This window comes from Devosia sp. LjRoot3 (assembly GCF_964252865.1).
GTDB lineage: Bacteria > Pseudomonadota > Alphaproteobacteria > Rhizobiales > Devosiaceae > Devosia.
On sequence record NZ_CAXUPK020000001.1, the window covers coordinates 1,069,467 to 1,090,169 of the forward strand.

A 20,703-nucleotide genomic window follows, 5' to 3' on the forward strand; every position below is an offset into this window, starting at 1 on the left:
AACAGTTCTGCCAAATTGTACTGGATCGTAGCTGGCCCAGGCAACTGCCCACGCGCATAAGCCATCAACGAATGGAGTGCGTCATGGACCGATCAACAAGTGGCTGGATCAATGGATTGGTCGGCGTCATCATTTTCAGCGGCTCGCTGCCGGCCACGCGCGTCGCCGTGCAGGCATTCGACCCCATATTCCTGACGGTCGCCCGCGCCGCCATAGCTGGCACATTGGGGCTTGGCCTTCTCCTCATTTTCCGCCAACGTTGGCCAAGCAGGCAGGATTTATTGTCCCTCGCGATCGTGGCGCTGGGCGTCGTGGTCGGCTTTCCGCTGCTGACCGCACTGGCGCTGCAGCACATCACTTCCGCTCACTCGATCGTTTTCGTCGGGCTCTTGCCGCTGTCCACGGCGATCTTCGGTGTGTTGCGGGGCGGCGAGCGGCCCAAGCCTACCTTCTGGCTGTTCTCGATTCTGGGCAGCGCGCTCGTCGCCGGCTTCGCCTTCGCGCAGGGCCTGACGGCCTCGCCGCTCGGCGATGCTCTCATGCTGGCCGCCATCATCGCCTGCGGTCTTGGCTACGCAGAGGGGGCAAAGCTGTCGCGTTCTCTAGGCGGCTGGCAGGTCATTTCCTGGGCTCTGGTGCTGTCGCTGCCCATCATGGCGATTCTCACCATGGTCCATTGGCCATCAAACCTGTCGGGCATTGCAGCGCCGGCCTGGTTGAGCCTGGGCTACGTGTCGGTCTTTAGCATGCTGGTCGGTTTCGTATTCTGGTACCGCGGCCTGGCGCAGGGCGGCATCGCCGCCGTAGGCCAGCTCCAGCTGTTGCAGCCTTTCTTTGGCCTGGCACTGGCCTCGACCCTGCTGCACGAGCCGGTGACACCGGCAATGCTGCTGGTCACCCTTGCGGTAATCGCCTGCGTCGCCGGCGCACGAAGATTCGGAAAGTAGGGAAGGGCGGACGAAACCGGTTCGCGCAAAATTCGCCGCGCGATTCCGTATTCGAATAGTGCTTGAGAGGAAGCGCGCTGCCTGCGCCAAGTCTTTGAAAGTGCTGGTACGCCCAAGGGGAATCGAACCCCTGTTTACGCCGTGAGAGGGCGTCGTCCTGACCGCTAGACGATGGGCGCCTAAGCCGAGTTGAGCGCCTGAGCCAACCCGCTTTCCCGGCACAATGTGGGGGAGAAGCGTGGTACGCCCTAGGGGAATCGAACCCCTCTCTGCACCGTGAAAGGGTGCCGTCCTAACCGATAGACGAAGGGCGCGCTCAACGCTGGGTGTCGTATAGAGGGAGCTTTTCTGATGCGCAACCCCCTCGAACGAGATTTCGCACTTTTTTCAAAAAGCCGAAAGTTATCAACAGCCTGAGAAGGTGACGGGACGATTGTAGCCGCGCGGGCGGTCGCGAACGTCGACATGAATGAAGTTCCGGCCTGGATAACAGCCGAGCCCGCCCACGGCCGAAGTGCGCATTGCGAACTCGATCAGCCGGCTCTTGTCGACGCCCGGAATGTAGAAGTCCGCGGCCATGCATTTGGTGTGATAGGAGTTGTCGGCGCCCCCGGCTGCCGCATTGTGATAGTTGTCGCGATAGCCCGACTGCATCACCACCTTCTTGCCGAAATGCCCCTCGAATTCCCAGATCAGGAATCGCAGTTGCGGCGACAGGCAGAACGCGTTGACCGTGCTGGACGCGACATAGGTTCCCCAATCGGCCTTCAGTCCCGAATAGCCCGACCCGCTGCCACTGGCGAACATGGCCATGGGTACACAGGCCGCCAGCGTGGTTACGACGGCGCCGATAGCGAGGACAGAGCGAAGAAAATGGGGCATGGCAACTTTCCCGATTTGCCCGCTGTGGCAAAAGCACCACACACAATGGGCTGAACGGTTCAGTCGCTAAAATTAGAAGGGTTTCGCTAACCGCGCGCTAAGCAGCACGGTTAGCGAATCGTGAAGGCGGAACAACGGGGCACCGAGCCTCCAGGCCAGCCGCCGCTGCATTTCAAAAACACGGCGTCATTCCCGCGAAAGCGGGATTCTTTGTTTCTGCGCAAGGGGATTCCCGCTTTCGCGGGAATGACGCCGTGCTCGGATGGTTGGGAGCAGTTCGGGCTCCCGGAATTGCTTACCAGCTGCCGGTATTCGGCATTGAAGCCCAGGGCTCCTGCGGGGGCAGGGTGCCGTCCTGAATCAGTTCGACCGAAATCCCGTCCGGCGAGCGCACAAAGGCCATGTGCCCGTCACGCGGCGGCCGGTTGATAGTGACGCCCATGTCCTGCAGGTGCTGGCAAAGCGCGTAAATATCCTTCACGCGGTAGGCGAGATGGCCAAAATTCCGGCCGCCAGTGTAAACTTCCGGATCCCAGTTATGGGTCAGTTCCACTTCGCCGCCTTCGTCGCCGGGCGCGCGCAGGAAGATCAGGGTGAAGCGACCCTTTTCATTGTCCGTGCGCCGCACCTCCTGAAGGCCGAGGCCGTCGCAGTAGAATTTGAGGCTCGCCTCGACATCGGTGACGCGCACCATCGTGTGCAGATATTTCATTTTTGCCTCCTTTTCGCACGATCGTGATACCGGCCTAACAAGCGCAGGCGCTGGCCGCAACGACAACCGGGCCCGGCTCATACAACTATTTCGCAACACCTTCTTAACTTTTGAGACTGAATCGGACAGAGTGCGTTGGTATTGTCGAGTACCCGTGGTCACGGGAGTTGCAAAAGGGCGTTGCGGCATGGGGGCCAATATTAACGGCGATAGTGGAAATCCCACGAATCCGTCTCACGACACCGAAGCTGGTGAGCGCGAAAACCTGTCCGCGCGACAGGACGGGGCCGCTGTTGACACCATCGAAGTGGCCGGAACCATCAAGTGGTTCGATGCCGGCAAGGGTTTTGGCTTCATCGTGCCGGACAATGGCCTGGCCGACATCCTGCTCCACGTCACCTGTCTTCGCCGCGACGGCTACCAGACCGCCTATGAAGGCGCCCGCATCGTTGTTGAGGCGCTCAATCGCCCCGGTGGCCTGCAGGCCTTCCGCATCGTCTCGATGGACGAGTCGACCGCCCGCCACCCAGCCCAGATGCCGAGCCCGCGCACCCATGTCGTCGTCGAGCCAAGCTCTGGCATGGTTCGCCTTGAGGTAAAGTGGTTCAACCGCATTCGCGGCTTCGGCTTCCTCTCCGCGGGCGAAGGTACTCCAGACGTTTTCGTGCACATGGAAACCCTGCGCCGTTTCGGCATCACCGAACTGCGCCCCGGCCAGTTCGTGCTCGTGCGCTACGGCAATGGTCCAAAGGGCCTTATGGTCGCCGAAATTCGACCCGACGGTTGGGGCGACGCACCGTCTTCGCATTGAGCCAGGCCTGAGCCCAGTTCGATGCTAACAGTCTGCTAGCAAAGGCATACCCAATGTTGCACCAATTCCGGGCACTTGCTGTCGCGGCGACCCTAGTTGCCGTGAGCCTGCCTTTGGCCGCCTGCAGCGACGAATCCAAGCTGACGATCCACAGCGCCGACGGCGATCACACCTTCAATATCGAGATCGTCGACACCGCCGAAAGCCGGGCTCAGGGCCTGATGTACCGGCAGGAACTCGCTCCCGACGCCGGCATGCTCTTCGACTTCCTCGATGATCGGGAAGTCTCGTTCTGGATGCGCAACACCTTCATCCCGCTCGATATGCTGTTCATCACCGGCGAAGGCGTCGTGAAAAACATCCACGTCAACGCCAGGCCGCACGACCCCACCGGCATCCCGTCCGATGGCCCCGTTCAGTTCGTGCTGGAAATCCCGGGCGGCCGCAGTGTCGAGCTCGGCATCGAGGCAGGCGATACCGTCACCCACCCCCGCATCACCGCCGCCAAGTAGCTCTTCAGAGGCGGTGAATGACCATGCAGTCGAGCACCGCCCAAAGGTGCAGGCTGGCGCCCGCCACCACGAAGACATGCCATAAGGCATTCTGGAACTTGAGCTTTTCCCAAAGGTGGAAGATGATTCCGGCCGAATAGGTGACGCCACCGGCCAGCAAGAGCCACAGCGTCGAACTCGGCAATTCCTGCGCCAGCGCCTGAAACACGACAATGCCGCTCCAGCCAATGGCGAGATAGAGCAGGATCGCCAGCCGCCCAAAGCGCTGCGGCACGATCAGCTTAAGCGCCACCCCGATCAGCGATGCACCCCAGACGAGACTCATCATGATCGCGCCGGCCTGCGTGCCGCCGATCACGGCGAGAAATGGCGTATAAGTCCCGGCAATGAAAAGGAAAATCGCCGCCTGGTCAAAGCGCGCCAGGTGCCGTTTGATCGGCGAAATCGGCCACATATTGTAGGCCAGGGATATGCCCAACACGGCCACCAGCGTCGCAACATAGACGATCAGGGCCGGAAAAGCCTCCGGCGCCGTATGCATCGCCGTCATGGCCAGGAGGATGGCCCCCGCGGCAATCGCCACAATGAGGCCCAGGATATGCACAGCGGCATCGACGATCAGTTCGGCCGGCGTGAACGGCCGCTGCTCACGGCTCCACCAGGAATAGGATTTGGGACCTGCTGCGTAGCTCATGACAACTCCTCCTGGACGCCAGACTGCGGCGAAGGATGTGACCAATCTATTGCCTCTACACGGCATTCCGATGTCATCCTCAACGCGACACCAACGTTTCTGGTGAAGAAAGGGTTCGCTCGCTTGACCTGTAACGCCTCAGTTACGTAGGCCTCACATCATGAGCAGAAAGTCCAAACCCCCGATTGCCCTCTATTCGGCCCTCGCCGACACCACCAGGTGCCGGATTCTGGAGATCCTGAAAGCGGCCCCCACACCGGTCCACGTCCTGACCGAGGCTTTCTCCATCAGCCGCCCGGCCATATCGCGGCATTTGCGGGTTCTCAAATCCGCGGGCCTCGTTGCCGAGGTGAAAAAGGGGCGCGAGAACGTCTACGCCTTCCGGCCTGCCAAGCTCGATGCGGCGCGAACCTGGCTCGAAACCATTCGCTCGGCCGAAGCCGCACTGGAGGAGGTTGTCGAAGAAGCGCCCGTCGCAGTGGTCGCTGAAGCTTCCGTCGCCCCCAATCCCGCCCGAGCGCCGAAGAAGAAACCCGCCGTCAGCGCCGAAAAGCCCGCTAGGGAGCCCGTGCCGGCACCGGCTCCAGCGCCACCCTCAACGAGCCAAATGGGTTTTGATTTCTAGAGCGCTTCGCTGCTCAGCAGAAGCACACGCCCCCGTCGTCACCCCGGCCAAGGCCGGGGCCCATCCTGAGAGCTCAAGACATATCTCGGGCGCGTGAGGCGCCTCGCTTGTCAGGCGGATACGACAGGGTAGGGGGCGAGCACGGTGCTTTCTTCCGGCACCTCAAACAGATCTACCGTGACCCGCTCAAGCTCATGAGCCGACCAAGCAATCTGAAGATTCGGACAATCGCCGTCGACCGCTCTCAAGGCCGCACGCGGGCCAAGGGCAATTGGCACGATGGGGCGAGCGAGGCTAGCCGCTGCTGCCATCGCCGCATCGATATCCTTGCGCTGGTCGCCCACGTACCAGATGACGTCCCGCGCTCTCACATCGCGCCCAAGGCCAGCCAGCGCCGCCAGGATCGAATCGGGCCAGGGCTTGCCGCGGCCGACATCTTCGCGAAACACGCAGGCCGAGAAATATTTCTTGAGGTCGAAGGCTTCCAGCACATCATGGCCATAGCCACGACCAAGCCCGTTGCTGACCACGGCGAGAAGCACGCCATTGGCGCGCAGCCGCTCCAGCACCGACCGCAGGGTCTCGCAGGGCACCAGCATTTCCTCGACCGATTTCCGGCGCACGCGATGAATGGCACGGTGCACGAGCAGCTTCGGCGACTTGTGCGGCGCGGCCACGCACTGCCGGCGCATCAGCCGGAAACGTGCCACCAGTCGCGCAGCCCGGTGCGAACAGTCATCAAGAAATTCCAGCGTCTGCAGGACGCGCGGATTGACGTGATGAACCAATGTTCCATCGAGGTCGAACAGTACGATGGTCGGTGCCGTCAGATTTGGATCCAGCGTAGCATCCCCCAAATTGTCCCCAAATTTGCCGTATTTTAACCAAGCGCACAACCCCAAGTGCCTGCCAGGCAGTCAATTGCTTGTGCTCAATCGGCACGATGAAGACGCTTCAGGGCCGATCTTGAGGCCCTGAGGCTGGCGGATTCCCTGGCTTTAGCCACGTATCCAGAGGCGGGGCATGTAGTTGGTTCCCCGCCATTCCGGTGGCGTTCAGTCAGACAGGAATTCCCCACATGTAGATCGCCTGTGGGTCACGTAACTGTGGCAGCGAGTCTATTCGGTGAAGCTGAATTCGCTCAGTTCGCAGACGTTTTTGTTGGAGGCTTGAACCTGGTCGCCATCCTCGAACACCGCCAGGAAGTCATATTTGCAGTAGCCGCTGCCATCGTCGATATTGATCATGACGCTGTAGCCAGCCGGCAGGATGTCCTCGCCGAGAATGTCCTCCTCCCACGAGTTGGTGCCCGTGTTCGAGGCGTAGAATCGAACGATGTCAAACGAGGTTTCGTTGTTGATGCGCACGCGGCGATCAAGAGCCGCGGCATCGACGACTACGACGGTTAAAGCAAGCACTGCGCCTGCCAAAGCTTTATGCATGATTGTCCCCTAAACGCGGTGCCCTCCGCATGGGAACTTTATTTGGTAAGCTCATGTAGGCGCAAGTCGATGAAAGCGAGTCTACTTGAGAGCCCGTCGCGGGTCCGGCAAGTCGACAATAACCTGAAAGCGTTCGAATTTTCGCGTCGTGGGTACGCAAGCATGCCTCGTCAGGCGACTTGCCCAAAAAAGAAAGAAGCAACCAACGGGAAAAAATCTGGCGATCCCGACAGGACTCGAACCTGTGACCTTCAGCTTAGAAGGCTGCTGCTCTATCCAGCTGAGCTACGGGACCGCACGCGCCTTCCTTTAGCTGATCTGGCGAAAAAAGAAATGCCTGCGGCTTCAAGAAGAATGGTTATCGGATCGGGCCTTGCCTGTGCCATCGCGGGCAATTCTGGCAGTGCTTTCGCGCACGACGAGTTCTGAGCGCAGCACGATCCTGAGCGGCATGCCGAGGGCCTCGGGGTCTTCCACGAGATCGATGAGTGCCTCTGCCGCCATGCGGCCGAGCGCCTCGCGCGGCTGGCGCATCGTGGTCAGCGGCGGCACATAGTGCGGGGCCACTCCAAGATCATCGAACCCCACGACTGAAATGTCCCGCGGACAGATGATGCCGTGCTGCCGCAAGCCGGAAAGAAAGCCGATGGCTGATTCGTCATTGGCCGCAAAAATGGCCGTGGGACGTTCGGTCATCGAGAGGAAACGCGCGGCGGCGGCAAAGCCGCTTTCCATATCGAAATTGCCTCGAAAACTCCACTCCGGCACCGGCGCCAGACCAGAGCCCGCCAGTGCCCTCGCAAAACCAGCAAACCGCTCGCGCGACACGACATTGTGCTCCGGCCCCAGCAGGTGGCCGATCCGCCGGTGTCCAAGATCGAGCAGATGCTGTGTCGCCCGCTCGGCCGCGTCCACGTTGTCGGTGAGCACGGTGTGAAACCCCGAATTCGGAATTTCCTCACAGGCGACGACGATGGGAATGGTCTCGGCCTGGCCGGCGAGCGTCTGGAGCAGGTGGGTGTCCACCGAACCATCCAGAAGCAGCAATCCGTCGGCCCGGTTCGAGAGCAGAAAATCCTGCAGGCGGCGAATGGTCTCGTGCCCGAAATAAAGGTTCAGCACGAGCACGCCATAGCCGCGCGCCGCCGCCTCCCGCTCGATCGCGTCGAGGATCGAAGAGAAGAAAGGATTCCTAATGTCGGGCAGGGCGACAAGGATGGTTTTGGCCGACCGCTGCCGCAATGAGCGGCCTGCCTGATTGAGAGTGTAACCGGTTACACGAATGGCCTCGGAAACACGGGCACGCGTCCCCTCGCTCACCTTTTCGGGTGAGGAGAGGGCGCGGCTGACCGTGGCCGTCGAGACGTTAGCAAACCGCGCAACGTCTTGAATTGTCGGTGTTTTTCTTTCCATACTCACGTCCGGCAGCGCCCCCTCTCGCTGTCAGGATTGCATTCTGTCTAAATCGATCTTGACAGGTCCGCAAGACGTGTATGAAACTCCTGAAATCGATTGCACAACCAGTTTCGATTAGTTATGCAATCGATTACACGCGGCCGGTCGGGGTGTCTGGAGGAAACGGGGACCCGCAGGTCGGCAGCATGAATGGGGTACATAGCCCCTCGTGTTCGTTGGGAGGACATTCCTATGAAGAAGTTTGCAGTGGTTGCCGCTATGGCAACCGCGCTGCTCGGTTCGACGTCTGCATATGCCGTCGATCTCGAAGTGACTCACTGGTGGACTTCGGCTGGTGAAGCCGCGGCCATCGCCGAATTCGCCAAGCTCTTCGAAGAGCAGACCGGCAATACCTGGGTCGACTCGGCCCTGGCTGGTTCGGGCACCGGCGCCAACCCCGTCATCATCAGCCGCATCATCGGCGGCGACCCGATGGGCGCCACCCAGATGAACACCGGCCGCGACGCCGAAGAACTGATCCAGGCTGGTCTCATCCGCGACCTGACCCCGATCGTGGAAGAAATGGGCGGCCTCGGCTTCTATGTCGACCAGTCCCTGCTCGAGCCCTGCACCTACGACGGCAAGATCTACTGCTTCCCGATCAACATCCACTCGTGGGATTGGCTGTGGCTCTCCACCGCTGCCTACGAAAAGGCCGGCACGCCCGTTCCGAAGGATTGGAACGAGTATGTCGCTTCGTGGCCGAAGCTCCAGGAAGCCGGCATTCTGCCGTTCGGTCTCGCCACCGGTTGGCCGATCTCGGGCGTCCCGGGCGTTCTGATGTCGGGCATTGGCGGCAGCGAGCTGGTTCTCCAGGTCAACCGCGACAAGTCGGGCGAAGCTGTTCGTGGGCCGGAATTCCGCAAGGTTGCCGAAGCCATGGACTCGCTCCGTCAGGTGATCTCGCCTGAAATGATGGTCCCGTCCTTCGGTGACGTCGGCACCCAGCTCCTCAAGGGCGAAGCTGCCGGCAACATCCACGGCGACTGGCTGCAGGGCGACCTTCAGGTTGCTGGCGGCGTCCCCGGCGAAAACTACGAATGTCTCCCGGCTCTCGGTCTCGGCGATCAGCTGACCGGCGGCGGCGACTCGTTCTACTTCCCGGTTCTGCCGGAAGGCACCGATCAGGCTGTCATCGACGCCCAGACCGAACTGGCCAAGATCCTCATCTCGCCGGAAGGCCAGCTGAAGTTCAACCTGGTCAAGGGCTCCATGCCGATCCGCACCGACATCGACCTCTCTGCTGCCAATCCGTGCATGCAGAAGGCCCTTGGTCTGCTGAAGAACGGCCTGCTGCCGTCCGGTGACTTCGCTCTCTCCAGCGACACCCAGCAGCAGCTCCAGGATCTCAACATCGAGTTCCTCGACGACGACAGCATCACCGTTGACGACTACGTCGAGCGCTACGCCTCGATCATCGAGTCGGCTGACTGATCCTTCGCTACGCTGGCGGGAGTCCGCTCCCGCCTTTGAAACTCGTGGTCGGCCTTGCTCGACAAGGTCGACCACGTCCTCTTGGAGAGATACATGGCGGACACTGCCGTTCCCCTTGAGGCGGGCGCCGAGACGTCCCATCGGCCCGGCCTGCTGAAAAGAATTCTGTTTCACAACCTGCCCGCCAAGATCGCCGCGCTGCCGATGATGGCCACGGTGCTCGTCGTGTTTGTGGGCTGCACCATCTGGACGGTCTATTACTCGTTCACGAACTCCAAGCTCCTGCCGACCGGCAAGTTCGTTGGCTTTGACCAATACGAGCGTCTGTTCCAGACCTCGCGCTGGAACGTGTCGGTCACAAACCTCGTCGCTTACGGCGCCATGTCGCTGGTCTTCACGCTGGTGATCGGGTTCATCCTCGCCGTGTTGATCGACCAGAAGATCCGGTTCGAAAGCGCTTTCCGCACGATCATGCTCTACCCCTTCGCCCTCTCGTTCATCGTGACGGGCCTTGTGTGGCAGTGGATCATGAACCCCACCCTCGGTCTGCAGGGGACCCTGCGCAACCTGGGCTGGAGCAACTTCAGCTTCGACTGGATCGCCAATCCGCGCATGGTGCTCTTTGCAATGCTCATCGCAGGCCTCTGGCACGGTACGGGCTTCTGCATGGTGCTGATGCTCGCGGGTCTTCGTGGCGTCGATGAAGAAGTTTGGAAGGCCGCGCGCGTCGATGGCATTCCCACCTGGCGCACCTATGTGTCCATCGTCATCCCGATGATGCGCGGCGTCCTCATCACCGCCATCGTGATCCTCGGCTCGGGCATTGTCCGTCTCTATGATCTCGTGGTGGCGCTCACCAATGGCGGCCCGGGTATCTCCTCGGAAGTGCCGGCAAAGTACGTCTTCAACTACATGTTCTCGGGCGGCAATATCGGCCAGGGTCTGGCCGCTGCCACCATGATGCTGCTTACGGTTCTCATCATCATGGTGCCGTGGGCCTATCTCGAATTTGGCGGAAAGGGCAAACGCACATGAGCCAGACCGCAACCGTGACCGGTTCCGCACCCGTTGCTTCAGGCGAAGTCGTCGAAGCGCGGGGCCCGCGTCCCAAGCCGTTCTTCACCCCGCGCAAGATCATCATCTATTCGGTGCTGGTGATGTTCTCGCTCTACTATCTCTTCCCGCTCTACGTGATGGTCGTCACCTCGCTCAAGACCATGCCCGAAATCCGCTTCGGCAATATCTTTGCCTTGCCGCAGGCGCCCAATTTCGATGCCTGGGTCAAGGCCTGGACCAGCGCCTGCACGGGCCTGACCTGCCAGGGCCTGTCGCCCGGCTTCTGGAACTCGGTGAAGATCACCATTCCGTCCACCATCGTCTCGATCTTCATTGCGGCGGTGAACGGCTATGCGCTGATTAACTGGCGCTTCAAGGGTTCGGAAATCTTCTTCGCCATCCTGATCTTCGGCTCGTTCATCCCCTATCAGGTGATGCTCTATCCGCTGGTGATGATTACGCGTGAAATGGGGATTTTCGGTTCTCTTCAGGCCGTCATTCTCATCCACACCGTCTTCGGCATGCCGATCCTGACCCTGCTGTTCCGCAATTACTTTGCCTCGCTCCCGCAGGAACTGTTCAAGGCGGCGCGCGTCGACGGGGCAGGGTTCTGGCGCATTTTCTTCGAGATCATGCTCCCCATGTCGCTGCCGATCTTCGTCGTGGCGCTGATCCTGCAGATCACCGGCATCTGGAACGACTTCCTGTTCGGCGTCGTCTTCGCCGGCACGCAGAACTACCCGATGACCGTCCAGCTCAACAATATCGTCAACTCGGCCCAGGGCACGCCCGAATACAACGTGAACATGGCCGCCACCGTGCTGACCGGTCTCGTGCCGCTCACTGTTTACTTCGTATCCGGCAAGTGGTTCGTCCGCGGCGTTGCCGCCGGTGCGGTGAAGGGATAACCCAATGCAACACAGTGTTTCCATCAAGGACCTCTCGCTCAACTTCGGCAATGTGAAGGTGCTTGAGCACCTCAATCTCGACATTGCCCAGGGCGAGTTCATCGTGCTGCTCGGGCCTTCGGGCTGCGGCAAGTCGACCCTGCTCAATTGCATTGCCGGCCTTCTCGACGTCTCCGACGGTCAGATCTTCATCGGTGGCAAGAACGTCACCTGGCTGGAGCCCAAGGACCGCGGCATCGGCATGGTGTTCCAGTCCTATGCGCTCTATCCGCAGATGACGGTTGAACGGAACCTCTCCTTTGGCCTCCGCGTCGCCGGCATGCCTAAGGACGAGATCGCCCGCCGCGTTGCCCGTGCTGCCGAAATCCTGCAGATCCAGCCGCTGCTCAACCGCAAGCCGGCCAATCTGTCCGGTGGTCAGCGCCAGCGCGTCGCCATCGGCCGCGCGCTCGTGCGTGACGTGGACGTGTTCCTCTTCGACGAACCGCTGTCCAATCTCGACGCAAAACTGCGTTCGGATCTGCGCGTTGAAATCAAGCGCCTTCACCAGCGCCTGAAGAACACCATGATCTACGTGACCCACGACCAGATCGAGGCTCTGACGCTCGCCGATCGTATCGCCATCATGAAGAATGGTGTGATCCAGCAGCTTGCTGATCCGCACACCATCTACAACAAGCCGACCAATCTCTATGTGGCCGGCTTCATCGGCTCGCCGTCGATGAACTTCATCGCCGGCACGGTCGATGGGACGACCTTCACCGCTGCCGATGGCACGAAGATCCCGGTTGGCGCCTATGATTTCGCTGCCGCCCCCGCTGGTTCGCTGAAGGCCGTCCTGGGCGTCCGCCCCGAGCACATCTTCCTCGGCGAAGATGCCGACGATGTGCCCTACCGGACCACGGCCGAGATCGAAATCGTCGAGCCCATGGGCTCTGAAACCCTGGCCTGGACCAAGGTCGCCGGCATTCCGGTGACCTTCCGTTGCAGCAGCGACATTCCGCTCAATGTCGGCGACAAGGTGACCATCGGCTTCGACATCGCTCGCGGCTCGCTGTTCAACGCCGAAACCGAAAACCGTCTCTAAAAGACCGTTCATATCTTTTGGCGGCGCCATCCGTGGCGCCGCTTCTTCCGCCGGACAGCCGGCGGCTTACTTTTGCGGCGATAGACCTGCCGTTGTGACGCGAATGCGCCGCCCGGTCTGGTTATCTGGCATCTCTCGATGCGGCCGCATGCAACACACCAAAGAGGCCTGTGATGGACTTTTCCTATCAGCTTTACAGCGCACGCAATGAAGCGTCGCTGGACGAAACGCTCAAGACCCTGGCTGGTCTGGGCTATACTCAGGTCGAAGGCTGGGGCGGCCAGTTCGCCGATCCCGCCGCGCTTGCCGCGAGCTTGAAGAGTGCCGGCCTCTCCATGCCCACCGCCCATATGGGCTATTCGCAGCTGGAAGACACCGACGCTGCGCTCCGCATTGTCGACACCGTCGGTATCCAGACCGTCTATTGCCCCGCGCCGCCGTCCGATAATTACCGCAACGGCACTGGCGATTGGCAGGGCTTTGCCGAAGGTCTCGCCAAGATCGCTGCTGCGTTCAAGGCGGCTGGCAAGGGCTTTGGCTATCACAACCATCATTGGGAATTCGCCAAGGACGCCAACGGCAAGACGCCGATGGAACTGATCCTCGATGCGTCGCCGGACACCCAGTGGGAAATGGACCTCGCTTGGGTCATCCGTGCCAACGAAGATCCTCTGTTCTGGATCGACAAGCTGGGCAGCCGCATCACGGCCGTTCACGTCAAGGACATCGCGCCCGCCGGTGAAAAGCTCGACGAAGACGGTTGGGCCGACGTCGGCACCGGCACGCTCGACTGGCCGAATTACATCAAGGCGATCAAGGCCAAGACCAAGGCCCGCTATTTCGTCGCCGAGCACGACAAGCCAAGCGACGCCATTCGCTTCGCGCGCAATGCGGCGGCCGCTCTTAAGGGCTACGGAGTCTGACAATGGCAAAGACCTATGGCGTCGGCATCATGGGTGCCGGCAATATCTCGGCCGCCTACCTCCGCCTCGCGCCCCTGTTCAAGGGGCTCGAAGTGCGCGCCGTGGCCGACATTCTGCCCGAAGCCGCCAAGAAGCGCGCTGACGAATTCAGCGTTGCCGCCCAGACCCCGGACGAGCTGCTGAAGAACAGCGAGATCGACGTGATCGTGAACCTCACGATCCCGGCAACCCACTACAAGGTGTCGTCCGACATCGTTTCGGCCGGCAAGCATGCCTATTCCGAAAAGCCCTTCGTTCTGACCGTCGAAGAGGGCCTTGCCCTCAAGAAGGCAGCCGATGAGCGCGGTCTCAAGGTTGGTTCGGCTCCCGATACCTTCCTCGGCGGCGCCCACCAGCAGGCCCGCGAAATCATCGACTCGGGCAAGCTCGGCAAGATCATGAGCGGCACGACCCACGTCATGAGCCGCGGCATGGAACACTGGCATCCGAACCCGGACTTCTTCTTCCAGCCCGGCGGCGGCCCGATCCTCGATCTCGGTCCCTATTACATCACCGACCTCGTGCACCTGCTCGGCCCTGTGAAGCGCCTCTCTGCCTTCACCGGCAGCGCCCGCGCCGAACGTATCGTCAGCGCCGAAGGCCCCTACAAGGGCACCACGATCAAGGTCGGCACCCCGACCACGATCCACGGCGTCCTCGAGTTCCATTCCGGCGCCATCATCACCATCGGCGCCAGCTGGGACGTGGCGGCTCACGGCCACCACAATATCGAGCTCTACGGCACCGACGGCTCGATCTTCGTGCCCGATCCGAACTTCTTCGGCGGTGATCTCGCGACCACCGGCATCGAAGGCATCCGCACGGCGGTCACGCCCTGGGATCACCCCTTCGGCAAGCCGAACCAGGACCTCGACAAGGAAGTGCCGCGCGCCAACTACCGTTGCGCCGGTCTTGCCGACATGATGCTCTCGATCGAGAACGGCCAGAACGCCCGCTGCGGCCTCGACGTTGCTCTGCACGTCGTCGAAGTGATGACGGGTCTCCTCAAGGCCGGCGAAACCGGCCAGGTCCTGACCCTGCAGACCACCTGCGAGCGTCCGCTGGCCCTCGGCATCGAGGAAGCCAAGGCCCTGCTCAAGGCCTGATGAACGTACTTCATTGACAGGCTTCGTATGCCGGTCAAAACTGCGACCTAACATGTCAGGGCGGCGAGCAATCGTCGCCCTGATTATCAAGAGGAGCCCCGCGAGGCGGTTTTACGGGGCCACAAGAGGAGAATCTCATGGCCACCACGATCAAGGGCCCCGCAATCTTTCTCGCCCAGTTTGCCGGCGACAAGGCACCCTTCGACAATCTCGACAATATCTGTAAGTGGGCGGCAGGGCTCGGCTACAAGGGCGTCCAGATCCCGACCTGGGTATCGAGCTTCATCGACCTCGAAAAGGCCGCCAATTCCAAGACTTATGCCGACGAGATCAAGGGCATCGTGAACAGCCACGGCCTTGAGATCACCGAACTCTCGACCCACCTCCAGGGCCAGCTCGTCGCCGTTCACCCGGCCTACGACGCCGCCTTCGATGGCTTCGCTCCGGAATCGGTCCGCAACAATCCCAAGGCCCGTCAGGAATGGGCGGTCCAGGTGATGCTCAACGCCGCCAAGGCGTCGAAAAACCTCGGCCTCAATGCGCACGCGACCTTCTCGGGCGCGCTCGCCTGGCCCTATCTCTATCCGTGGCCGCAGCGTCCCGCTGGCCTTGTCGAAGAAGCCTTCGACGAACTCGCCCGCCGCTGGACGCCGATCCTCAACGCCTTCGATGAAGCCGGCGTCGACGTCTGCTACGAAATCCATCCCGGCGAAGACCTGCACGATGGCGTCTCCTACGAGATGTTCCTCGAGCGCGTAAAAAACCACCCGCGCGCCAACCTGCTCTATGATCCGAGCCACTTCGTCCTGCAGCAGCTCGACTATCTCGACTACATCGACATCTACAAGGATCGCATCAAGGCCTTCCACGTGAAGGACGCCGAGTTCAACCCGACCGGTCGTCAGGGTGTCTATGGCGGCTTCCAGTCGTGGGTCGACCGGGCAGGGCGCTTCCGCTCCATCGGCGATGGCCAGGTCGATTTCCCGGCGATCTTCGCCAAGATGGCCGCCAACGACTTCAAGGGTTGGGCCGTGCTCGAATGGGAATGCGCCCTCAAGCATCCGGAAGACGGTGCCCGTGAAGGCGCCGAGCTCATCAAGAGCTACATCATCCGCGTCACCGAAAAGGCCTTCGACGATTTCGCCTCGGGCGGTACCGACAAGGCCGCAAACCGCAAGATGCTTGGCCTGAGCTGAGCCCAACAGCGGGTCATTGACGCATTGGCGCCAATGACCCTCTCGATGCTAACAGTCTGCTAACATTAAGGAGCCGCAAAATGGCTGAAAACGGCGCAAAGCGCATTCGTCTCGGCATGGTCGGCGGCGGCACGGGAGCCTTCATCGGCTACGTCCACCGCATCGCCGCCCGCCTCGATGGCGACTATGATCTGGTGGCCGGCGCGCTCTCCTCGCGCCCCGAAGTCGCCAAGGAATCCGGCAAAAACCTCGGCCTCGCCGAAGACCGCATCTACACTTCCTACGAAGAAATGGCCCAGAAGGAAGCTGCCCGCCCGGACGGCATTCAGGCGGTTTCCATCGTCACGCCCAACCACATGCACTTCGGCCCGGCCAAAGCCTTCCTTGAAGCCGGCATCCACGTCATCTGCGACAAGCCGATCACGTCGACCCTCGAAGACGCGCGTAAGCTTTTGGAAATCAAGCCGAAAAACGGCGCAAAGTTCCTCCTTACGCACAACTACACCGGCTATCCGCTGATCCGTCAGGCCCGCGAGCTCGTCGCATCAGGCGCCCTCGGCAAGATCCGCGTCGTCCAGGCCGAATACCCGCAGGATTGGCTGACCGAGGCCACGACCGAAGATAACAAGCAGGCCTCCTGGCGCACCGACCCGGCCCGCTCCGGCGCCGGCGGGGCCATCGGCGACATCGGCACCCACGCCTACAACCTCGCCCGCTTTGTTACTGGCCTCAAAACCGAAGCAGTATCAGCGGACTTAACCGCATTTGTCCCCGGTCGTCAGCTTGATGATAATGTGCACATCATGCTGCGCTTCGAAGGCGGCGCAAAGGGCATGCTGTGGGCCAGTCAGGTCGCCGTGGGCTGTGAAAACGGCCTGCAGCTCCGCGTCTATGGCGACAAGGGCGGGATCGAATGGCGTCAGGACAATCCGAACTACATGTGGTTCACCGAGTTTGGCAAACCCAAGCAGCTGCTCACCCGCGGCGGCTCGATCTCCCTGCCGCCGGCAGCCTCGATGAATGTCCGCATTCCCTCCGGTCACCCAGAAGGATATTTGGAAGCCTTCGCGACGCTTTATAGCCAGTTCGCTTCCGTCATCCGCGGCGATGGCGCTGCCTATGAAGCTTTGCTGCCCTCGCTCGCCGATGGCGTCGAAGGCATGCAGTTCATCACCGCTTCGGTGAAGTCCAGCCAGAACGAAAGCAAGTGGACGCGTCTCGCCGACGTCTGATTCCCAGTCGCCCGGCCCCGGCCGGGCGACCTCCTACTGCACGCGTTCGCTCGGAAAGCCCTGCTGTTCCAATAGCTTGACGACGCTGTACTCGCCCACGAGATGCCCGGCACCCACCACAAGGAAAGCCGCCTCGTTCTCCGCCAGCATCACCTCGATCTGCTCGACCCAGTTCTCGTTGCGGTCCACGATCAGCCGATCCATGAAGCCCTCGCCATAGGCGCCCATCTCCGCAAGGAACAGGTCGGCCAGCGTCTCCGGCGTGCCGCCGAGCCAGGCATCCTTCATCTCGTCGATCATGGTCACGATGCGCTCGGCTTCCGCCAGTGTCGCTTCAAGCATGATGATCTGATCCGCCTCGCTCCCCCCAGCGATGACGTCGATCTGCTCCTCAGCAGTTTCCAGAAAGCCTTGGCGCTCCACCGAAATTTCCTGCTGCAGCATCGTGTCGACGCCTGCATTGGGGTCGTACCCGGCCTGCACCAGAGCAGAAACTGAAATGGTGCTCGCCGCCATCCACGGCTGCATGGCCAGCAGCGTTGGCACCGGCACGGCGAACCTTTCCGCCGCCGAGCGAACCTTGCCCATCAGCTTCTCGCTGATTCTCTGGTTGAGCAGCCGACCATCCCGCGCAAAGCCCTGCTCCATGGTGAGGGCGATGATTTTCGGTTGCGCCGCGGGACCAAGATCGGTCTCAAAATAGACCCTGTCCGCCTCATCGATCAGATTGTCGAAAATTTCGGTTCGCCATTCCGTTCCCGGCGGCAGCAGGTGGATCGAGCCGAAAAGCCAGACGGAACTGTCTTCGTCGCTGACCTTCCAGATCGCGGGCGCTGCTTGAGCGCCGCCGGCGAAAGCGAGCGCAATGGTCAGAACGGCGAGGCTGCGGCGAATGAACAATCGGGCTCTCCCTGTCTTCGGACTAGTCCGAACGATACCGGCAAAGCTTGAAGAGGGCGACCAAAAACAAAAGCGCCACAATCGCTTGTGGCGCCTTACGGATTCTCTTGCTGACGCTGAGATCAGTGCGTCCAGGGTGTCTTGCGATCGGACTTGAAGTTGTCCGGATAGCTCACGCGCTTGGGCGTGGCATCATGCGCAGGCTGCACGGTGTATTCGATGCCATTGCGCTGCGCATAGGCCTCGGCCTCTTCCAGCGTCGGGAAGGACAGCTTGATCTGCTGGCGCATATCGGAGCTGCTGGTATAGCCCATCAGCGGCTCGATTTGGCGGGCGGCGGCAGGCTCGTGAACCAGAACCCACTGCTTGGACTTACCCTTGCCAGACTGCATGGCGTTGCGGGCAGGGCGGTAGATACGGGCGGTCATGCAAAGTCCTCAACACGATGCGTGCGAATGGTCGGAGTACAAAGATTCGAACTTTGGACCCCCGGTTCCCAAAACCGGTGCTCTACCAGGCTGAGCTACACTCCGACGTCGCGCCCTTCCGTTAGCCTGTTCGCCACCAAAGGGCAAGGGCGGCAGTGCACTACTGCACGCTATTGACGGCATCGCAGCTTCCGACCAAATAGGCGCCATGGTTGACCTGAGCAAACGCTGGCCTTTGGGGCTCGATCGCCGAAATTGGCCGGACTATCTGGCCTTTTTCATTCTCGCGCTGTTCATTCTGCTTTTCTTCGACGTTTACGCCTCGCGCAGTGCCATTGCCTGGGCCGTCGAATGGCGCCAGCCGTTTCAGTTCGTCACCCATTTCGGCCTTTCCGATTGGGTGCTGATTCCCAGTGGGATCATCTTTCTGCTGAGCTTCGCCACTTATCGTCTCTGGAAGCGTACGTCGCGCTGGCGGCGCGCGCTCTATGAGCTGGCGCTGCTGTCCGGCTTCGTCTTTGCCGCCGTCGGTGGCACCGGCATTCTGGTCAATCTTCTAAAGCGCCTTTTCGGGCGCGGCCGCCCGACCGTGTTCGAGGAATTTGGCGCCTTCGATTTCCAGTATCTGCTCAATGACTGGACGTTTCAGAGCTTTCCATCGGGTCATTCGACCACCGCAATGGCAACCGCCGTCGTGGTCGGCTTTGTCGCCCCGCGCTTCTTCCGGCTTTTCCTGATTATCGCATTGGTGACGGGCGTGTCTCGCGTCGTTGTCGGCGATCACTATCCGACTGACGTCCTGGCCGGCTTTGCCCTCGGTGCCATTGGCACCTATGCGGTGCGCAACTATTTCGCCCGCCGGCGCTGGCTGTTCAAAGCCATGCCCGACGGGCGGGTTCGTTTCCGTGGTGTGCCGGCCTTGCGCCGGCTGGTTCAGCGCGCCTTGGCGTAGCGGTCGAAGCCGGCGCGCAGGTCGGCCTTGAGGTCCTCGATGTCCTCAAAGCCTATGTGCAGCCGCATGAGATGGCCTTCGTTCGTCCATGGTTGGGCCGAGCGTGCTCCCTTGATCGCGACAGGCAGGCACAGGCTTTCAAAGCCGCCCCACGAATAGCCCATCGAGAAAATCTTCATCTGGTCGACGAATGCCGCCAGGGCCTCGCGGGAACCGGGTTGCAGCACGAAGGAAAAGAGACTGCCTGACCCGGTAAAGTCGCGCTTCCACAGCGCATGGTCCGGATGGCTTGGCAGGGCAGGGTGGATCACCGAGGTGACCTCGGGCTGCTCTTCCAGCCAGCGTGCAATCTCCAGCGCCCGCTCCTGATGAGCCGCCATGCGAATGGCGAGGGTTTTTAGTCCGCGCGAGACGAGATAGGCGTCATCGCCCGAGGTAAAAAAGCCCAGCAGGGTGCGAACCCGCGATACATCGGCCCAGGCGGCCTCGGTCGTCGAAATGGTTCCGGCAAAGGCATCGGAATGCCCGACAAACATCTTGGTGGCGGCATGCACGACGATGTCGGCGCCAAGCTCCAGCGGCCGGTGGTAGATGGGGCTCGCCCAGCTATTGTCGACGATCAGTCGCGCATTATTGGCATGCGCCGCCTTGGCGATTGCAGGAATGTCCTGAATTTCGAAGGTCAGCGAACCGGGGCTCTCGGCGAGCACTGCCCGCGTATTGGGCTGCATCAGATCGGCAATCCCCGCGCCGATGCGAGGGTCATAATAGCGCGCTGTGATGCCCATCTGCGTCAGATAGCCATCGGCGAATTTTCGGCCCGGCTCATAGGCGCTGTCGGTAATTAGAATGTCATCGCCTGTCTTGAGGCAGGACAGCATGGCGATGGTGATGGCAGCCAGGCCCGATGGCACCAGTTTGGTGCGATAGGCGCCTTCCAGCGCCGTCACCACTTCCTCGACGCCCTCGGTCGTCGGATTGCCCGCGCGTCCATAAAGGAAGCGCTGTTTTTGCGCGTCGAGATCCGCCAGCGTTTTGAAGAGCACGGTGGAGCCGCGATAGACGGGCGTGTTCACGAAGCCAAACTGGCTGTCCGGATCGCGCCCGGCATGGGTGAGAATGGTCTCGATGGAGGGCGGTTTGGAAGAAAAGCTGTTCATGCCTGTTGTGTGCTCAAAATCGGGTCAGATTCATCTTCTGGCTAAAAAAGAGACAGAATTGCTGTCCCAATATACCTTCTACCCTTGACGTTAGCGTCGAGAGGCGCTTGCATGCTTAACAGCATCTCACCGCTGCTCAAAGGCGGGCGGTGCCGCCGGAGACGCCGGGACGCAAGTTTCGGAAGAAACTCTGGGACATGAG

At 61.1% G+C, this 20,703-nt stretch carries 22 protein-coding genes and 4 tRNA genes; 13 read left to right on the plus strand and 13 right to left on the minus strand.

What is annotated here, in order from left to right; all coding sequences use genetic code 11:
• The first annotated feature begins 83 nt into the window (after positions 1–83).
• Entirely contained in the window at positions 84–947 is an 864-nt protein-coding gene (locus tag ACSQ2A_RS05110) for a DMT family transporter (RefSeq protein WP_436071342.1), read from the plus strand.
• Between the two features lie 104 nt (positions 948–1,051).
• Here the strand turns inward: ACSQ2A_RS05110 and ACSQ2A_RS05115 are convergent.
• The 4 genes from ACSQ2A_RS05115 to ACSQ2A_RS05130 all read right to left on the minus strand — a co-directional run bounded on the left by ACSQ2A_RS05115 (position 1,052) and on the right by ACSQ2A_RS05130 (position 2,541).
• Positions 1,052–1,126: transfer RNA gene (locus tag ACSQ2A_RS05115), tRNA-Glu, on the minus strand.
• A 60-nt stretch (positions 1,127–1,186) separates the two neighbouring features.
• Positions 1,187–1,261 (minus strand) — tRNA-Glu (locus ACSQ2A_RS05120).
• Positions 1,262–1,352: 91 nt separating this feature from the next.
• Positions 1,353–1,829: a YcbK family protein gene (locus ACSQ2A_RS05125; protein ID WP_295409965.1), complete on the minus strand. Its 477-nt coding sequence runs from the start codon at positions 1,827–1,829 to the stop codon at positions 1,353–1,355.
• 295 nt (positions 1,830–2,124) lie between these two features.
• Positions 2,125–2,541 carry a VOC family protein gene (locus ACSQ2A_RS05130; RefSeq protein WP_436071343.1) on the minus strand — a complete coding sequence of 139 codons (417 nt, stop codon included), beginning with the start codon at positions 2,539–2,541 and terminating at the stop codon, positions 2,125–2,127.
• Positions 2,542–2,728: 187 nt separating this feature from the next.
• Here ACSQ2A_RS05130 and ACSQ2A_RS05135 point away from each other — a divergent pair, with 187 nt between their 5' ends.
• Both ACSQ2A_RS05135 and ACSQ2A_RS05140 read left to right on the plus strand, forming a co-directional pair.
• A complete protein-coding gene (locus tag ACSQ2A_RS05135; RefSeq protein ID WP_084587561.1) occupies positions 2,729–3,352 on the plus strand; it encodes a cold-shock protein in 624 nt (207 codons plus the stop codon).
• Between the two features lie 53 nt (positions 3,353–3,405).
• Positions 3,406–3,864 carry a DUF192 domain-containing protein gene (locus tag ACSQ2A_RS05140; RefSeq protein ID WP_295409959.1) on the plus strand — a complete coding sequence of 153 codons (459 nt, stop codon included), beginning with the start codon at positions 3,406–3,408 and terminating at the stop codon, positions 3,862–3,864.
• A gap of 4 nt (positions 3,865–3,868) precedes the next feature.
• On the opposite strand, the gene trhA is transcribed toward ACSQ2A_RS05140, so the two are convergent.
• Positions 3,869–4,558 carry a PAQR family membrane homeostasis protein TrhA gene (trhA, locus tag ACSQ2A_RS05145; RefSeq protein WP_436071344.1) on the minus strand — a complete coding sequence of 230 codons (690 nt, stop codon included), beginning with the start codon at positions 4,556–4,558 and terminating at the stop codon, positions 3,869–3,871.
• Positions 4,559–4,718: 160 nt separating this feature from the next.
• Here trhA and ACSQ2A_RS05150 point away from each other — a divergent pair, with 160 nt between their 5' ends.
• Positions 4,719–5,183, plus strand: a complete 465-nt coding sequence (locus ACSQ2A_RS05150; protein WP_436071345.1) for an ArsR/SmtB family transcription factor — start codon at positions 4,719–4,721, stop codon at positions 5,181–5,183.
• 110 nt (positions 5,184–5,293) lie between these two features.
• Here the strand turns inward: ACSQ2A_RS05150 and ACSQ2A_RS05155 are convergent, their stop codons facing one another.
• The 4 genes from ACSQ2A_RS05155 to ACSQ2A_RS05170 form a co-directional block, all read right to left on the minus strand.
• Entirely contained in the window at positions 5,294–6,040 is a 747-nt protein-coding gene (locus ACSQ2A_RS05155; RefSeq protein WP_436071346.1) for an HAD hydrolase-like protein, read from the minus strand.
• A gap of 261 nt (positions 6,041–6,301) precedes the next feature.
• Positions 6,302–6,625, minus strand: coding sequence for a hypothetical protein (locus tag ACSQ2A_RS05160; RefSeq protein WP_295409951.1), 324 nt, complete (start codon positions 6,623–6,625; stop codon positions 6,302–6,304).
• Positions 6,626–6,843: 218 nt separating this feature from the next.
• A tRNA-Arg gene (locus ACSQ2A_RS05165) sits at positions 6,844–6,920 on the minus strand.
• A gap of 50 nt (positions 6,921–6,970) precedes the next feature.
• Positions 6,971–8,038: a LacI family DNA-binding transcriptional regulator gene (locus ACSQ2A_RS05170; RefSeq protein ID WP_436071347.1), complete on the minus strand. Its 1,068-nt coding sequence runs from the start codon at positions 8,036–8,038 to the stop codon at positions 6,971–6,973.
• A 234-nt stretch (positions 8,039–8,272) separates the two neighbouring features.
• Here ACSQ2A_RS05170 and ACSQ2A_RS05175 point away from each other — a divergent pair, with 234 nt between their 5' ends.
• The 8 genes from ACSQ2A_RS05175 to ACSQ2A_RS05210 all read left to right on the plus strand — a co-directional run bounded on the left by ACSQ2A_RS05175 (position 8,273) and on the right by ACSQ2A_RS05210 (position 17,061).
• Positions 8,273–9,514, plus strand: coding sequence for an ABC transporter substrate-binding protein (locus tag ACSQ2A_RS05175; protein WP_295409946.1), 1,242 nt, complete (start codon positions 8,273–8,275; stop codon positions 9,512–9,514).
• Positions 9,515–9,607: 93 nt separating this feature from the next.
• Entirely contained in the window at positions 9,608–10,549 is a 942-nt protein-coding gene (locus tag ACSQ2A_RS05180) for a carbohydrate ABC transporter permease (RefSeq protein ID WP_436071348.1), read from the plus strand.
• Positions 10,546–11,478: a carbohydrate ABC transporter permease gene (locus ACSQ2A_RS05185; RefSeq protein ID WP_436071349.1), complete on the plus strand. Its 933-nt coding sequence runs from the start codon at positions 10,546–10,548 to the stop codon at positions 11,476–11,478. Before ACSQ2A_RS05180 ends, ACSQ2A_RS05185 begins: the two co-directional genes overlap by 4 nt.
• A 4-nt stretch (positions 11,479–11,482) precedes the next feature.
• The gene (locus ACSQ2A_RS05190) at positions 11,483–12,565 is read left to right on the plus strand and encodes an ABC transporter ATP-binding protein (RefSeq protein ID WP_295409942.1); all 1,083 of its coding nucleotides are present in this window, start codon (positions 11,483–11,485) and stop codon (positions 12,563–12,565) included.
• Positions 12,566–12,738: 173 nt separating this feature from the next.
• Positions 12,739–13,488: a sugar phosphate isomerase/epimerase family protein gene (locus tag ACSQ2A_RS05195; protein ID WP_436071350.1), complete on the plus strand. Its 750-nt coding sequence runs from the start codon at positions 12,739–12,741 to the stop codon at positions 13,486–13,488.
• A 2-nt stretch (positions 13,489–13,490) separates the two neighbouring features.
• Positions 13,491–14,633 (plus strand): Gfo/Idh/MocA family protein, encoded by a 1,143-nt coding sequence (locus ACSQ2A_RS05200; protein ID WP_436071351.1) that lies wholly within the window; start codon positions 13,491–13,493, stop codon positions 14,631–14,633.
• A 137-nt stretch (positions 14,634–14,770) separates the two neighbouring features.
• Positions 14,771–15,829, plus strand: a complete 1,059-nt coding sequence (locus ACSQ2A_RS05205; protein WP_295409934.1) for a sugar phosphate isomerase/epimerase family protein — start codon at positions 14,771–14,773, stop codon at positions 15,827–15,829.
• An 80-nt stretch (positions 15,830–15,909) separates the two neighbouring features.
• Positions 15,910–17,061 (plus strand): Gfo/Idh/MocA family protein, encoded by a 1,152-nt coding sequence (locus ACSQ2A_RS05210; RefSeq protein ID WP_436071352.1) that lies wholly within the window; start codon positions 15,910–15,912, stop codon positions 17,059–17,061.
• Between the two features lie 33 nt (positions 17,062–17,094).
• Here ACSQ2A_RS05210 and ACSQ2A_RS05215 read toward each other — a convergent pair whose 3' ends face one another.
• The 3 genes from ACSQ2A_RS05215 to ACSQ2A_RS05225 all read right to left on the minus strand — a co-directional run bounded on the left by ACSQ2A_RS05215 (position 17,095) and on the right by ACSQ2A_RS05225 (position 18,494).
• Complete coding sequence (locus ACSQ2A_RS05215) at positions 17,095–17,961, minus strand: TraB/GumN family protein (protein ID WP_436071353.1); 867 nt, start codon at positions 17,959–17,961, stop codon at positions 17,095–17,097.
• A gap of 122 nt (positions 17,962–18,083) precedes the next feature.
• The gene (locus tag ACSQ2A_RS05220) at positions 18,084–18,389 is read right to left on the minus strand and encodes an ETC complex I subunit (RefSeq protein ID WP_436071354.1); all 306 of its coding nucleotides are present in this window, start codon (positions 18,387–18,389) and stop codon (positions 18,084–18,086) included.
• A 28-nt stretch (positions 18,390–18,417) separates the two neighbouring features.
• A tRNA-Pro gene (locus ACSQ2A_RS05225) sits at positions 18,418–18,494 on the minus strand.
• 103 nt (positions 18,495–18,597) lie between these two features.
• On the opposite strand from ACSQ2A_RS05225, the gene ACSQ2A_RS05230 reads away from it, so the two are divergent.
• Positions 18,598–19,341 carry a phosphatase PAP2 family protein gene (locus ACSQ2A_RS05230; RefSeq protein ID WP_436071355.1) on the plus strand — a complete coding sequence of 248 codons (744 nt, stop codon included), beginning with the start codon at positions 18,598–18,600 and terminating at the stop codon, positions 19,339–19,341.
• Here ACSQ2A_RS05230 and metC read toward each other — a convergent pair.
• On the minus strand, positions 19,323–20,501 hold the full coding sequence (gene metC / locus ACSQ2A_RS05235; RefSeq protein WP_436071356.1) for a cystathionine beta-lyase: 1,179 nt from the start codon (positions 20,499–20,501) through the stop codon (positions 19,323–19,325). The two genes, ACSQ2A_RS05230 and metC, sit on opposite strands and share 19 nt — an antisense overlap.
• Positions 20,502–20,703: the final 202 nt, after the last annotated feature.

Bases quoted from the DNA above. Each gene is read 5' to 3' on its own strand.
- ACSQ2A_RS05110 (WP_436071342.1), top strand. From the start codon at position 84: ATGGACCGATCAACAAGTGGCTGGATCAATGGATTGGTCGGCGTCATC.
- ACSQ2A_RS05125 (WP_295409965.1), bottom strand. From the start codon at position 1,829: ATGCCCCATTTTCTTCGCTCTGTCCTCGCTATCGGCGCCGTCGTAACC.
- ACSQ2A_RS05130 (WP_436071343.1), bottom strand. From the start codon at position 2,541: ATGAAATATCTGCACACGATGGTGCGCGTCACCGATGTCGAGGCGAGC.
- ACSQ2A_RS05135 (WP_084587561.1), top strand. From the start codon at position 2,729: ATGGGGGCCAATATTAACGGCGATAGTGGAAATCCCACGAATCCGTCT.
- ACSQ2A_RS05140 (WP_295409959.1), top strand. From the start codon at position 3,406: ATGTTGCACCAATTCCGGGCACTTGCTGTCGCGGCGACCCTAGTTGCC.
- trhA (WP_436071344.1), bottom strand. From the start codon at position 4,558: ATGAGCTACGCAGCAGGTCCCAAATCCTATTCCTGGTGGAGCCGTGAG.
- ACSQ2A_RS05150 (WP_436071345.1), top strand. From the start codon at position 4,719: ATGAGCAGAAAGTCCAAACCCCCGATTGCCCTCTATTCGGCCCTCGCC.
- ACSQ2A_RS05160 (WP_295409951.1), bottom strand. From the start codon at position 6,625: ATGCATAAAGCTTTGGCAGGCGCAGTGCTTGCTTTAACCGTCGTAGTC.
- ACSQ2A_RS05170 (WP_436071347.1), bottom strand. From the start codon at position 8,038: ATGGAAAGAAAAACACCGACAATTCAAGACGTTGCGCGGTTTGCTAAC.
- ACSQ2A_RS05175 (WP_295409946.1), top strand. From the start codon at position 8,273: ATGAAGAAGTTTGCAGTGGTTGCCGCTATGGCAACCGCGCTGCTCGGT.
- ACSQ2A_RS05180 (WP_436071348.1), top strand. From the start codon at position 9,608: ATGGCGGACACTGCCGTTCCCCTTGAGGCGGGCGCCGAGACGTCCCAT.
- ACSQ2A_RS05185 (WP_436071349.1), top strand. From the start codon at position 10,546: ATGAGCCAGACCGCAACCGTGACCGGTTCCGCACCCGTTGCTTCAGGC.
- ACSQ2A_RS05190 (WP_295409942.1), top strand. From the start codon at position 11,483: ATGCAACACAGTGTTTCCATCAAGGACCTCTCGCTCAACTTCGGCAAT.
- ACSQ2A_RS05195 (WP_436071350.1), top strand. From the start codon at position 12,739: ATGGACTTTTCCTATCAGCTTTACAGCGCACGCAATGAAGCGTCGCTG.
- ACSQ2A_RS05200 (WP_436071351.1), top strand. From the start codon at position 13,491: ATGGCAAAGACCTATGGCGTCGGCATCATGGGTGCCGGCAATATCTCG.
- ACSQ2A_RS05205 (WP_295409934.1), top strand. From the start codon at position 14,771: ATGGCCACCACGATCAAGGGCCCCGCAATCTTTCTCGCCCAGTTTGCC.
- ACSQ2A_RS05210 (WP_436071352.1), top strand. From the start codon at position 15,910: ATGGCTGAAAACGGCGCAAAGCGCATTCGTCTCGGCATGGTCGGCGGC.
- ACSQ2A_RS05220 (WP_436071354.1), bottom strand. From the start codon at position 18,389: ATGACCGCCCGTATCTACCGCCCTGCCCGCAACGCCATGCAGTCTGGC.
- ACSQ2A_RS05230 (WP_436071355.1), top strand. From the start codon at position 18,598: ATGGTTGACCTGAGCAAACGCTGGCCTTTGGGGCTCGATCGCCGAAAT.
- metC (WP_436071356.1), bottom strand. From the start codon at position 20,501: ATGAACAGCTTTTCTTCCAAACCGCCCTCCATCGAGACCATTCTCACC.